General features: G+C 70.2%; 9 protein-coding genes and 1 pseudogene. 8 read left to right on the top strand and 2 right to left on the bottom strand.

Annotated elements, in window-relative coordinates:
• Positions 1 to 121 precede the first annotated feature (121 nt).
• Positions 122 to 1354, top strand: a complete 1233-nt coding sequence (gene trpB / locus ABNX41_RS19905) for a tryptophan synthase subunit beta (RefSeq protein ID WP_438671441.1) — start codon at positions 122 to 124, stop codon at positions 1352 to 1354.
• 34 nt (positions 1355 to 1388) lie between these two features.
• Here the strand turns inward: trpB and ABNX41_RS19900 are convergent, their stop codons facing one another.
• A complete protein-coding gene (locus ABNX41_RS19900) occupies positions 1389 to 1862 on the bottom strand; it encodes a group III truncated hemoglobin (protein ID WP_438671440.1) in 474 nt (157 codons plus the stop codon).
• 434 nt (positions 1863 to 2296) lie between these two features.
• Between ABNX41_RS19900 and ileS the strand changes: the two genes are divergently transcribed.
• The 6 genes and pseudogenes from ileS (at position 2297) to ABNX41_RS19870 (ending at position 9950) form a co-directional block, all read left to right on the top strand.
• Complete coding sequence (gene ileS, locus ABNX41_RS19895; RefSeq protein ID WP_438671439.1) at positions 2297 to 5191, top strand: isoleucine--tRNA ligase; 2895 nt, start codon at positions 2297 to 2299, stop codon at positions 5189 to 5191.
• Positions 5192 to 5193: 2 nt separating this feature from the next.
• On the top strand, positions 5194 to 6204 hold the full coding sequence (locus ABNX41_RS19890) for a P1 family peptidase (RefSeq protein ID WP_438671438.1): 1011 nt from the start codon (positions 5194 to 5196) through the stop codon (positions 6202 to 6204).
• A gap of 218 nt (positions 6205 to 6422) precedes the next feature.
• Positions 6423 to 7259, top strand: a complete 837-nt coding sequence (locus ABNX41_RS19885) for an EamA family transporter (protein ID WP_438671437.1) — start codon at positions 6423 to 6425, stop codon at positions 7257 to 7259.
• A 119-nt stretch (positions 7260 to 7378) separates the two neighbouring features.
• The gene (locus ABNX41_RS19880; RefSeq protein WP_438671436.1) at positions 7379 to 8071 is read left to right on the top strand and encodes a DUF484 family protein; all 693 of its coding nucleotides are present in this window, start codon (positions 7379 to 7381) and stop codon (positions 8069 to 8071) included.
• A gap of 11 nt (positions 8072 to 8082) precedes the next feature.
• Positions 8083 to 9024: pseudogene (locus tag ABNX41_RS19875) on the top strand (tyrosine recombinase XerC); the annotation flags it as partial.
• Between the two features lie 221 nt (positions 9025 to 9245).
• Positions 9246 to 9950, top strand: a complete 705-nt coding sequence (locus tag ABNX41_RS19870) for a CDP-alcohol phosphatidyltransferase family protein (protein WP_438671435.1) — start codon at positions 9246 to 9248, stop codon at positions 9948 to 9950.
• A 246-nt stretch (positions 9951 to 10196) separates the two neighbouring features.
• Here ABNX41_RS19870 and fsa read toward each other — a convergent pair whose 3' ends face one another.
• Positions 10197 to 10850: a fructose-6-phosphate aldolase gene (gene fsa, locus ABNX41_RS19865; RefSeq protein WP_438671434.1), complete on the bottom strand. Its 654-nt coding sequence runs from the start codon at positions 10848 to 10850 to the stop codon at positions 10197 to 10199.
• Positions 10851 to 11084: 234 nt separating this feature from the next.
• Between fsa and ABNX41_RS19860 the strand changes: the two genes are divergently transcribed.
• Entirely contained in the window at positions 11085 to 13271 is a 2187-nt protein-coding gene (locus ABNX41_RS19860; RefSeq protein ID WP_438671433.1) for a primosomal protein N', read from the top strand.
• Positions 13272 to 13336: the final 65 nt, after the last annotated feature.

Here is a 13336-nt window from a genome sequence, read left to right as displayed (position 1 = left end):
CCGAGGGGGCAGCGCCCCCCCCCTCCCACCCCCACCAATCCCGCCCCCGCGCCAACCCGCCCCTTCCCCCCGCCCGCCAAGGGCGCTAAACCGGATCCAAACCACCAGGGGACGCGCGCGCATGGCCGAGGACGGGATCAACAGCTTCATGACCGGGCCGGACGAGCGCGGCCGCTTCGGCATCCATGGCGGACGTTTCGTCTCGGAAACGCTGATGCCCCTGATCCTCGCGCTCGAAGCCGAATATGAACGCGCGAAGCAGGACCCGGCCTTCGCCGCCGAAATGGCCGATCTCTGGACCCATTACGTCGGCCGCCCCAGCCCGCTCTATTTCGCGCCGCGGCTGACCGAACATCTCGGCGGCGCCAGGATCTACCTCAAGCGCGAAGAGCTGAACCACACCGGCAGCCACAAGATCAACAACGTGCTGGGCCAGATCCTGCTCGCCCGCCGCATGGGCAAGGAGCGCATCATAGCCGAAACCGGCGCGGGCCAGCACGGCGTCGCCACCGCCACGGTCTGCGCCCGTTTCGGGCTGAAATGCGTGGTCTACATGGGCGCCCATGATGTGGAGCGCCAGGCGCCCAACGTCTTCCGCATGCGGCTCCTGGGGGCCGAGGTGATCCCGGTCACCTCGGGGCGCGGCACGCTCAAGGATGCGATGAACGACGCGCTGCGCGACTGGGTGACCAATGTGCGCGACACCTTCTACTGCATCGGCACCGTCGCGGGACCCCATCCCTATCCCGCCATGGTGCGCGACTTCCAGTCGATCATCGGCCGCGAGACCCGCGCCCAGCTTGAAGAGCAGGAGGGCGAGGGCCGCCTGCCCGACACGATCGTCGCCGCGATCGGCGGCGGCTCGAACGCCATGGGGCTGTTCCACCCCTTCCTCGACGACCCTTCGGTGAAGATCGTCGGCGTCGAGGCCGGCGGCAAGGGCGTGGACGAGCGGATGCAGCATTGCGCCAGCCTGACCGGCGGGCGCCCGGGTGTGCTGCACGGCAACCGCACCTATCTGCTGCAGGACGACGACGGCCAGATCCTTGAGGGCTTCTCGATCTCGGCGGGCCTCGACTATCCCGGCATCGGGCCGGAACATGCCTGGCTGCATGACGTGGGCCGGGCCGAATATGTCTCGGTCACCGATGACGAGGCGCTCGAGGCCTTCCAGCTTCTGTGCCGGACCGAGGGGATCATCCCCGCGCTGGAGCCGAGCCATGCGCTTGCCCATGTGACCAAGCTCGCGCCGACGCTGCCGAAGGACCATATCATCGTGGTCAATCTCTCGGGCCGGGGCGACAAGGACATTTTCACCGTCGCGCGCCATCTGGGCGTCGAGATCCAGGGCTGAGGCGCCCGGGGCGCGGAGCCCCGGGGCCAGGCTCTCAGGGCCCCCCGCGCAGATTCGGCATGCCGCCATACGCCTGCAGCCCGAGGCTGAGGCCGCGCCCGATCCGATGCGCCAGCGCCGACCAGGCCCGGGCGGTCGGTGGCGGCAGCTCGCGCGCCAGAACGGCGTCGAACAGCGCAAGCCAGGCCGGGAACATCCCCGGCCGCACATTGCCCGCCGCGCGATGGACCGCCATCGGATTGCCGTCATAGCCCCGCTCGCGCAGGATGGCGTTGCGCCAGAAGGCCGCGATCCGCGCCTCGTGCGCGGGCCAGTCTGCGACATGGCGGGCGAAGACCGGGCCCAGGGTGGGGTGGCGGCGGACCTCGGCATAGAAGGTGGCGACGACGCGGGCGATGGCCTCGGCGTCGAGGGGCGTCCCGGGGGGCGCCCCGGGGGGCGTCGCGGGCAGTGTCTCGGGCGGCGTTTCCGGCGCACGCCCTGGCGGCGGGTCTGGCTGCTGTTCCATGATCTCTTGTCGCGCGGCGCCCCGGGCCGCGCAAGCCCCGGCGTGGTATGGGGCCATGACCGGGGGGCCCGGGGCGCGACTCTCGCGCGACTCTTCAGTCCCGCAGCGGGCCGGGGCGCGCGGAACGCCCCGGGGGGCCAGGTGACAACGCCCGGAACGGGCAGCGAAATGCGGGCCCGCTAAAGGTGCGAGGGGGCGGCCCGGGCGGGCTGGGCGGCGCCCCCGCGCGGGCATATCGCCGCCTCTGGACCGGGCGCGCGCGCGGCCCTATAAGGCGGCCATGTGGTATCGCCCTGCGATCATGGCCGCGCCCGCGGCCCGAATTACCGGCCCGGCGCGCTGAACGCTCAGCCCGCCGGGTGATGTCGCATGGGCCGGGCGCTGCCGCCTGCCGCCCGTTTCCCGCTTCCCGACCGATCCAAGGACCGCATCCGATGTGCGCCGATACCCCCGACTACCGCGACACCGTCTTTCTGCCCGAAACCGATTTCCCCATGCGCGGCGACCTGCCCCGGCGCGAGCCGGAATGGCTGGCCCGCTGGGCGCGGATCGGCATCTACGACCGGCTGCGCGAAAAGGCGGCGGGACGGGTGCCCTTCGTGCTGCACGACGGCCCGCCCTATGCCAACGGCCATCTGCACATCGGCCATGCCCTGAACAAGACGATCAAGGACATCATCGTGCGCAGCCACCAGATGATGGGGCACGACGCGCGCTATGTGCCGGGCTGGGACTGCCACGGCCTGCCGATCGAATGGAAGATCGAGGAGCAATACCGCGCCAAGGGGTTGAACAAGGACGATGTCGAGGTGGTGGCCTTCCGCCAGGAATGCCGCAAATTCGCCGAAACCTGGGTCGACATCCAGCGCGAGGAGTTCAAGCGCCTCGGCGTCACCGGCAATTGGGACGACCCCTATCTGACCATGGATTTCCATGCCGAGGCGGTGATCGCCGAGGAATTCATGAAGCTGCTGATGAACGGCAGCCTCTATCAGGGCTCGAAACCCGTGATGTGGTCGCCGGTGGAAAAGACCGCGCTGGCCGAGGCCGAGGTCGAATATCACAACCACACCAGCCATACGATCTGGGTGCGGTTCAAGCCGGTCTCGGGCCTTGACGGCGCCTCGGTGGTGATCTGGACCACCACGCCCTGGACCATCCCGCAGAACCGCGCCGTCGCCTATGGGCCCGCCATCGCCTACGGGCTTTACCGCGTCGATGCCGCCGAGGAGAAATCCACCGCCACCCCGGGCGAGACGCTGATCCTGGCCGATGCGCTGGCCGAGGGCGTGAAGGCGGCGGCGAAGATCGAGGGCTGGACCCGGCTGCGCGATGTCGCCGCGACGGAATTCGACGGCGTGATCCTGCGCCACCCCTATGCCGGGGTCGAGGGCGCGGATGGCGAATGGGATTACGACGTGCCCATGCTGCCGGGCGAGCATGTCACCGACGATGCCGGGACGGGCTTTGTCCATACCGCGCCCAGCCACGGCGACGACGACTATCAGCTCGGCCTGAAGTTCAGGCTGCCGATGACCTGGAACGTGACCGAGGACAGCTCCTACCGCAAGGACCTGCCGCTCTTCGGCGGCCAGCACATCTTCGACGAGAACGGCAAGGAAGGCCCGGCGAACGTCTCGAACATCAAGCAACTGGCCTGGGCGGGCGCGCTGCTGGCCAAGGGCAAGATCCGCCACTCCTATCCGCATAGCTGGCGCTCGAAGGCGCCGGTGATCTTCCGCAACACCCCGCAATGGTTCGCCGCCATCGACGCGCCGCTGCAAGACGGGATGGGCGAATTCGGCGATACGATCCGCAAGCGCGCGCTGACCTCGATCGAGGATCTGGTGCAGTTCACGCCGGTCTCGGGCAAAAACCGCCTGCATTCGATGATCGCGCATCGCCCCGACTGGGTGCTGTCGCGCCAGCGCGCCTGGGGCGTGCCGCTGACCTGCTTTACCCGGAAGGGCGCCAAACCCACCGATGCCGATTTCCTGCTGCGCGACGCGCGGGTCAACGCGCGCGTCAAGGCCGCTTTCGAGGCCGAGGGCGCCGATGCCTGGTATGTCGAGGGCTTCAAGGCGCGGGTCCTGGCCGATCTGCACGACCCCGAGGATTACGATCAGGTCTTCGACGTGCTGGATGTGTGGTTCGATTCCGGCTCGACCCATGCTTTCGTTCTGCGCGACCGCGCCGACGGCACCGACGACGGCATCGCCGACGTCTATCTTGAGGGCACCGACCAGCATCGCGGCTGGTTCCATTCCTCGCTCCTCCAGGCCTCGGCCACGCGGGGGCGCGCGCCTTACCGCAATGTGGTGACCCATGGCTTCACCCTGGACGAGAAGGGCATGAAAATGTCCAAGTCGCTGGGCAATACCGTGGCGCCCCAGGCGGTGATCGACGAATACGGCGCCGATATCCTGCGGCTGTGGGTGGCGCAAAGCGATTACGCCGCCGATCAGCGCATCGGGCCGAAGATCCTCAAGGGCACGGCCGACAGCTACCGGCGGCTGCGCAACACCCTGCGCTTCATGCTGGGCGCGCTGAAGGATTTCGACGCGGCCGAGCGGGTCGAGGTCGCGCAGATGCCCGAGCTGGAGCAATGGGTCCTTCACCGGCTGGCGGAACTGGATGCCGAGGTGCGCAGGCTCTACCGCGCCTTCGACTTCTCGGGCGTGTTCCAGATCCTGTTCAACTTCGGCACCATCGACCTGTCGGCCTTCTGGTTCGACATCCGCAAGGACGCGCTTTACTGCGACGCGCCGGGTTCGATTCGGCGGCGCGCGGCGCGCACGGTGATGGACCTGGTCTTCGCGCGGCTGACCACCTGGCTTGCGCCGATCCTGCCCTTCACCATGGAGGATGTCTGGCTCTCGCGCCATCCGGGCGAGGGGGCCTCGGTGCATCTGGAGGACTTCCCCGCGACGCCGGAGGGCTGGCTCAACCCCGCGCTGGTCGCGAAATGGGAGGGCATCCGCGCCGTGCGCCGCGTGGTCACCGGCGCGCTTGAGGTGCAGCGCACCGCCAAGGTGATCGGCGCCAGCCTTGAGGCCGCGCCGCTGGTCCATGTCGAGGATGCGGAGCTGGTCGCGGCGCTGAACTCGGTCGATTTCGCCGGGATCTGCATCACCTCGGCGCTGGATCTGGCGCAGGGGCCCGCGCCCGAGGGCGCTTTCCGCCTGGCCGAGGTCGCGGGCGTGGGGGTCGAGTTCCGCCCCGCCCCGGGCGAGAAATGCGAGCGCTGCTGGCAGGTGCTGCCCGATGTGGGGCTGCATGCCCATCCCGCCACCTGCGCGCGCTGCGATGCGGCGCTCGGCGCGGGCTGAGGGTGCCGCGCGCGCGTGACATCGGCCTTCGGATCGGGCGGTTCGCGCCCGGTCCGCTGAACGCGATCACCGATGTCGCTGGGGTGGCGGTCGGCCATGTCACGCTGATCGAGGGCGACCGCACCCGCACCGGCGCCACCGCCATCCTGCCCCATCCCGGCAACCTTTACCGCGAGCGGGTGGCGGCGGGGTTCTCGGTCCTCAACGGCTACGGCAAATTCGCGGGCGCGACCCAGTTGCAGGAACTGGGCGAGCTGGAGACCCCGATCCTCCTGACCAACACCCTTGCCGTCGGGCGCGGGCTGGAGGCGCTGATCCGCCACACGCTGGCGCAGCCGGGGAACGGGCGCGTCACCTCGATCAATGCCGTGGTGGGCGAGACCAACGATTCGATGCTGAACGACATCCGCGCCGCCCGTCCCTCGGCCGAGGAGATGGCGCGGGCGCTGGCCGCCGCCCGCCCGGGCCCGGTCGAAGAGGGCGCGGTGGGCGCGGGGACCGGCACGGTGGCCTTCGGGCTGAAGGGCGGGATCGGCACCGCCTCGCGCCGGGTGGGGGCGGATCTCCTGGGCGTGCTGGTCCAGGCCAATTACGGCGGCACCCTGCGGCTGGACGGGCGCGAGGTGGCGCGGACCTCGGCGGCGGATCGCGATGGCTCCATCGTGATCGTGCTGGCGACCGATGCGCCCCTGTCCTCGCGCAATCTGACGCGGCTGGCGACGCGCGCCTTCGGCGGGCTGGCGCGGACCGGGGCGGCGCTGTCGAACGGATCGGGGGATTACGCGCTGGCCTTCTCGACCCGGATCCTGCCGGGGCAGGGGGCCGCGCGCGACAACGAGGCGATGTCGCCCCTGTTCGAGGCCGCGATCGAGGCCACCGAGGAGGCGATCGTGAACGCGCTTCTGATGGCCGGGCCGATGACCGGCTGGCATGCGGGCGAGGCGCGCGAGAACCGGATCGCGGCCTTGGCCGATGTCCTGGCCGAAACGCCCGGCCCGCACGCCCCGGGCTGAGGCCCCGCCGCCTTCGGTATCCCCTTGCGCCCGCGCGCGGGGGATGCGCCGCGCAGCCACCAGCCGACGGGCAGTGGTAACGGGGGTATCCCCTTGCGCCTGCGCGCGGGGGATGCGGGTCCATGAGCCCCAGCCCGGTCACCATGTTGGTATCCCCTTGCGCCCGCGCGCGGGGGATGCGAGGTCGGCCTGACCTTGCGCGGAGGGCAGGAGCCACGATGAGCCTTGGCGTCTTTCTCGCGGTGATCGCGGCGGCCTTTCTGCATGCGCTGTGGAATGCGCTGATCAAGCGCGGCCCGTCGAAGGCGGGGGCGATGGTCGCGCTTTCGGTGATGGAGATCCCCATCGGCCTGGCCGTGGCGCTGGTGACGCCGACGATCGACCTGGCCGCGCTGCCCTGGGTGATCGCGGCGGGGGCGACGCATTTCCTCTACAAGCTGTTCCTGGGCCGGGCCTATGAATGGGGCGACCTGTCGCGGGTCTATCCCATCGCGCGCGGCGCGGCGCCGATGCTGGTCGCGCTGGCGGGCGCGCTGTTCCTGGCCGATCCGATGAGCGCGCTGCAATATGCGGCGGTGGCGGTGCTGGGGCTTGGCATCCTGCTGATGGCGCGCGGGGTGTTTCGTGGCGGCGAGAACCGTCGGCTTCTGGCCTTCACCCTGGGCTCGGCGCTGGCCACCGCCTGCTATACGCTGATCGACGGCATGGGCGCGCGGATCTCGGGCAGTGCGGTGAATTACGTCGCCTGGGTCTTTGTCGTGGACGGGCTGTTCTACGGTCTGGGCATGATCCTGTGGCGCGGCCGGGCGGTGGTGCCGCGCGGCTGGCCCGCCTGGCGCATCGGCGCGCTTGCCGCAGCGGCGAGCTATGGCGCCTATGCGGTGTCGATCTGGGCGATGACGCTTGCGCCGATCGCGCTGGTGGCGGCTTTGCGCGAGACCTCGATCCTTTTCGCGGTGGGGATCGGCTGGCTGGTCTTCGGCGAGCGGATGGACCGGGGCAAGGCGCTGGCGGCGGCGGTGATCGTGCTGGGGGTGATGCTGACCCGGATCTGACGGAGCTTGGATTGGGGTGCTCGGACCCGAACGGGGGGGTGCGGAAAAAAGTTTCGACGCGCTTTCGGTTTTCCGCTATCCTTGTCGGAAAAAGACAAAGACTAATCGGGCACCCGCATATGATCGAACCTGACCTGCGCGACCGCATCCTTGCGGAGCCGGAAACCCTGCTGGAAGACCGCGACGTGATGAACGCGCTGGTCGCCGCCAACGAACGCGCCATGGGCGCCAATATCGTCGATCTGCGCGGCATCGCCATGCAGCGGCTGGAGACCCGGCTGGACCGGCTGGAGGATACCCACCGCTCGGTGATCGCGGCGGCATATGAGAATCTGGCCGGGACCAATCAGGTCCACCGCGCGATTCTCCAGATGCTCGACCCGCTGGATTTCGAGGATTTCCTGCACCGGCTTTCGGGCGATGTGGCGGCGACGCTGCGGGTCGATTGCGTGCGCCTTGTCCTTGAAACCCGGCAGGAGGGCGAGTTTGCCGCCCTGCGGCGGCTTGGCGACGTGCTTCATGTCGCCGGGCCGGGCTTTGTCGGCCAGTATCTGGCGGGCGGGCGCAACGTGCCCCTGCGGCCGGTGACGTTGCGGCAGGTCATGCCCGAAAGCGACGCGCTTTACGGCGAGCGGGCGGGCTATATCCGCTCCGAGGCGCTGCTGCGGCTGGACTTCGGCCCGGGGCGGCTGCCGGGGATGCTGGTCTTCGGGGCCGAGGATCCGCATCAGTTCAAGCCCAACCAGGGCGGCGACCTGCTGGCCTTCTTCGCGGGCGTGTTCGAGCGGGTGATGCGGCGCTGGCTGTCGTGAGCGCGCCCTCGCTGGTTTCGCCCTCGCCGGTGCAGGCCGCGCCGCAACTGGCGGCGGCGCTGAACGAATGGCTTGCGCGGGCCTCGGCCCTGCAAGGCGCGTCGAAACATACGATCGCGGCTTACCGCCATGATGTCTCGGGCTTTCTTGGCTTCATCGCCCGCCATCACGGGGGCGCGGGGGGCGTCGCCACGCTGTTCGCGCTGACCCAATCCGACCTGCGGGCCTGGATGGCGCAGGCGCGCGAGGACGGGCTTTCGGCGCGCTCGCTCGCCCGGGCGCTGTCGGCGGTGAAGGGGTTCACCCGCTGGCTGGCCGAACGCGAGGGCGCCGACGACGCGGCGGTGACGCTGCTTCTGTCGGCGCGCGGGCCGAAGTTCCGCCGCCCGCTGCCCCGCCCGCTGGAGGAGAAGGCCGCGCTTGCCATGGTGACCGAGATCGGCGCCGACGCGCAAGACGACTGGCAAGAGGCCCGCGACATCGCGGTGGCGGTGCTGCTCTACGGCTGCGGGCTGCGGATCTCGGAGGCGCTTGGCCTGACCGGCGCGGACCATCCGCTGGCCGAGGTGCTGCGCATCACCGGGAAGGGCGGCAAGACCCGCCTTGTTCCGGTCCTGCCCGCGGCGCGGGCGGCGGTGGCGGATTACGTCCGGCGCTGCCCCCATGATCTGGCGCCGGGGGCGCCGCTGTTCCGGGGGATGCGCGGCGGGGCGCTTGGCCCCCGCCCGATCCAGCGCGCGATGGAGCAGGCGCGCCACCGGCTGGGCCTGCCCGCGACCGCGACGCCCCATGCGCTGCGCCACAGTTTCGCCACCCATCTCTTGGCCAGGGGGGGCGATCTGCGGGCGATTCAGGACCTGCTTGGCCATGCCTCGCTTTCCACCACCCAGGCCTATACTGCCGTCGATGCGGCCCGGCTGATGCAGGTCTATGACGCCGCCCATCCGCGCGCGCTGGAGGGCTCTGCCCCGCTTGCGCCGAAAGGCGCGGGCCCGCTTGCGCCGAAAGGCGCGGATCCGCTTGCGCCGAAGGGCGCCGGTCGGGGCAGGCGCCAGAGCCGGGGGCAGGGCGGGGGATCGGCCGGGGGACTGGTCGGCGGATCGGGCTGCGCGCAGGCCTGAGCGGTGGCCCGGGCGGATTGCGCCCGCCGTCGATTTGGGCCATGACATGGGCCATGTCAGATCGTTTCAAGGCCCTTTCCGTCCATCTGTTCACCGCCACCGGCGCCGTGCTGGCGATGTGCGCCATGCTTGCCGCCGTGAACGGGGAATGGAGCATGATGTTCCTGTGGCTGGTGGTGGCGCTGATCGTCGACGGCATCGACGGGCCCTTGGCGCGCCGCTACGACACGCAGCGCAACTGGCCGCTGCATGACGGCGTGCTGATGGATCTGATCATCGATTTCCTGACCTATGTCTTCATCCCGGCCTATGCGCTGTTCCAATACGGCCTGCTGAGCGGCTGGACCGGCTGGCTGGCGGTGATCGCGATCCTTTACGGCTCGGTGATCTATTTCGCCGATACCCGGATGAAGACCAGGGACAAGAGTTTTGCGGGCTTTCCGGCCTGCTGGAACATGGTGGTGCTGGTGCTTTTCGCGGTGCATCCGCAGCAGGCGGTGACGCTGGTCGTGGTGATCGGGCTGACGCTGGCGATGTTCACCAATCTGAAGTTCATCCATCCGACGCGCACGAAACGCTGGCGCAGGGTCTCGCTGCCGGTCTCGGTGCTGTGGATCCTGTTCGCGGCCTGGGCGGCCTGGGTCGATTTCGCCGAGGGCAGCCCTGCGCATTGGGGGCTGGTGCTGACCTCGCTTTACCTGGCGCTGGCGGGGATCGCGCAGCAGATCATTCCCGAGGGGCGTGGCCGGGGCGCGTGATCGGGGGGCGGATCGGGTCTGGTGATCCGGCGCGGCGGCGGGGCGTGTCGGCGGGGGTCGGAGGCGCTCCGCGCGGGGATATTTAGGCCAAGATGAAGGGGCTTTCGTGGGGCTTTTCCCGGGGGTGGGGCGCCCGGGGGGGGGCGGTCTCGCGTCGCTTTGGCGTGCCCGAGGGGGGCGGTGCGGCGGTGACGGGGCCCGGCCGCTTTTTTCGGGGGCCGGGCCTTGGCTTCGCGGTGCTGGGGGTCAGAGGATCTTCTGGCCGGTCTGGGCCCAGTCCTTCATGAACTGCTCCAGCCCCTTGTCGGTCAGGATGTGGTTCGCCATCGACTTGATCACCGCGGGCGGCGCGGTCATCACATCGGCACCCAGAAGCGCGCAATCCTTGGCATGGTTCACCGTGCGCACCGATGCGGCCAGGATCTGGGTCTTGAAGTCGTAATTGTCGTAGATGGTGCGGATGTCCTGGATCAGCTCCAGCCCGTCAAGGTTGATGTCGTCGAGCCGCCCGATGAAGGGCGAGATGAAGGTGGCCCCGGCCTTGGCGGCCAGAAGCGCCTGGTTCGCCGAGAAGCACAGCGTCACATTGACCATCCGGCCCTCGCCCGAGAGCACCTTGCAGGTCTTCAGCCCGTCCCAGGTCAGCGGCACCTTCACTGCGATGTTCGGCGCGATCTCGGCCAGCTTCCGGCCCTCGGCGATCATGTCCTCGGCCTTGAGCGCCACGACCTCGGCCGAGACCGGCCCCTCGACGAAGGCGCAGATCTCACGCGTGACCTCGATGATGTCGCGGCCCGATTTCAGGATCAGCGAGGGATTGGTCGTCACCCCGTCCACCATGCCAAGATCGTGGAGTTCGCGGATCGCCTGGACATCGGCGGTATCGACAAAGAACTTCATGGGGGTCTCCCTCGGGGGTGGTTGCGGGGTCTATGCGAGGCTATTACCTGAAGGCGGGCCGCAGCGGAAGGGCCGCGTGTGGTGCGGGGCCGAGGATGGTCGCGCCGCGCGGGCGGAATTTCGGTGGGCGGCGTGGGATCGGGGATTTCGCGCCCGGGTGATCGTCCCAGGGGTGACCGCCCCCGGGCGACAGGACACGGGATTCGGAACACGGGATTCGGGGCACGGCGGCGGATGGGGCGGCATTTCGATCAAGGCGAGAGGGTCGCCGTCTTGACAACCGAGCCGCTGGGCCCGTTCCTCGACTATCTCGCGCCCGAGGGCGGTTGCGGAACCGGCGATTTCGTCGAGGTGCCGCTGGGGCCGCGCCGGGTGCTGGGCGTGGTCTGGGGCCCGGGCGAGGGAGGCTTCGACGCCGCCCGGCTGCGCGAGGTGGCCCGGGTGCTGGACGCCCCGCCGATGCGCGAGGAATTGCGCGCCTTCCTGACCCGCGCGGGCGATTACACGCTGACGCCCCTTTCCGCGATGCTGCGCCTTGCCACCCGCGCGCCGGGGATCTTCGATCCGCCCGCGGCGCGCAGGGTCTGCCAACTGGCGGGCCCGGTGCCGAACCGCCTGACCGAGACCCGCCTTCGGGTGGTCGAGGCCCTGCGGGGCTTCGGCGGCGCGGCGGTCACCGCGACTGAACTGGCCCAGGCGGCGGATTGCGGCACCGGCGTCGTCAAGGCGCTGGTAAAGCTGGGCGTCCTGGCCGAGGTCGAGGCGCCGCGCGACCTGCCCTATCCGCGGCTCGACCCCTCGGGTCTGGCGCGGCTGGCGGGGGATCAGGTCGTCGCCGGGACGGCGCTGGTCGAGGCGGTGCGGGCCGGGCGGTTCCGCGCCACGCTGCTCAAGGGTGTCACCGGCTCGGGCAAGACGGAGGTCTATCTCGAAGCCGTGGCCGAGGCCTTGCGGCGGGGCCGCCAGGCGCTGGTGCTGCTGCCCGAGATCGCGCTGACCGCCGATTTCCTGGCCCGGGTCGAGGCGCGCTTCAAGGCCCGCCCCGGGGAATGGCATTCGGGCGTGACCCAGACCGAGCGGCGGCGGCTGTGGAAGATGGCCGCCGAGGGAGAGGTCGGGCTGGTGGTCGGCGCGCGCTCGGCCCTGTTCCTGCCGTTCCGCGACCTGGCGCTGATCGTGGTCGATGAAGAGCACGACAGCTCCTACAAGCAGGAGGAGGGCGTCCTCTACAACGCCCGCGACATGGCGGTGCTGAGGGGGTCGATCCTTGGCTGTCCGGTGGTGCTGGCCTCGGCCACGCCCAGCCTGGAAAGCTGGGCCAATGCCGATCAGGGGCGCTACGACCGGCTGGACCTGGGCGCGCGATTCGGTGCGGCGGAACTGCCTGGGATGCGGGCGATCGACCTGCGCGCCGAAAGCCTCGTGCCGGGGCGCTGGATCTCTCCCACGCTGGGGCAGGGGATCCGTGCGCGCATCGCGGCGGGCGAACAGAGCCTGCTGTTTCTCAACCGTCGCGGCTATGCGCCGGTGACGATCTGCCGGGCCTGCGGGGCGCAGGTCGGATGCGATCACTGCGACAGCCGCATGGTCGAGCATCGTTTTCTCAAGCGCCTCGTGTGCCATATCTGCGGCGAGACGAAGCCCGTGCCCACGGCCTGCCCCTCCTGCGGGGTCGAGGGCCGGATGGCCGCCCTCGGCCCGGGGGTGGAGCGGCTGGCCGAGGAAGTGGCCGAGACCTTCCCCGAGGCGCGGCTGGCGGTGCTGTCCTCGGACCTCTACGGCACCGCGCGCGCGCTGAAGGCGCAGATCGACGCCATCGCGGCGGGCGAGGCCGATATCGTCATCGGCACCCAGATCGTCGCCAAGGGCCACAATTTCCCGCAACTGACGCTCGTGGGCGTGATCGATGCCGATCTGGGGCTCCAGGGCTCGGACCTGCGCGCGGCCGAGCGCACCTTCCAGCTGATGCGCCAGGTGGCGGGACGGGCGGGGCGGGCGGAGCGGCCGGGCGAGGCCTGGCTCCAGACCCACCAGCCCGACCATCCGGTGATCCGCGCCATCCTTGGCGGCGACGAGGAATCCTTCTGGCGCGCCGAGGCGGCCGAGCGCCGCGCGGCCAGGGCGCCGCCCTATGGCAGGATGGCGGGGATCATCCTGTCGGGGCCGGATCTGGCGCCGCTGTTCGATCTGGGGAACGAGCTGGCGCGCCGCGCCGCGCCGCTCGCCCGCATCGGCGCCGAGGTCTTCGGCCCGGCCCCGGCGCCGGTGGCGCGGGTGCGCGGGCGTCACCGCGTGCGGCTTCTGGTGAAGGCCCCGAAAGCCGCGCCGCTTCAGGCCGCCCTGTCAGACTGGGTGGCGCAATTGCGGCTGCCGAACCGGATCCGGCTGGCGATCGACATCGATCCGCAAAGCTTCATGTGAGGCCGGGCAGGGGGCGCTGCCCCCTCGGGCTGGCGCCCTCACCCCCGGGATATTTCGGCCAAGAT

Origin of the sequence: Pseudogemmobacter sonorensis (genome assembly GCF_042762395.1) — a bacterium.
GTDB classification, from domain to species: domain Bacteria; phylum Pseudomonadota; class Alphaproteobacteria; order Rhodobacterales; family Rhodobacteraceae; genus Pseudogemmobacter; species Pseudogemmobacter sonorensis.
This window is presented reverse-complemented; position numbering and strand designations above follow the sequence as displayed.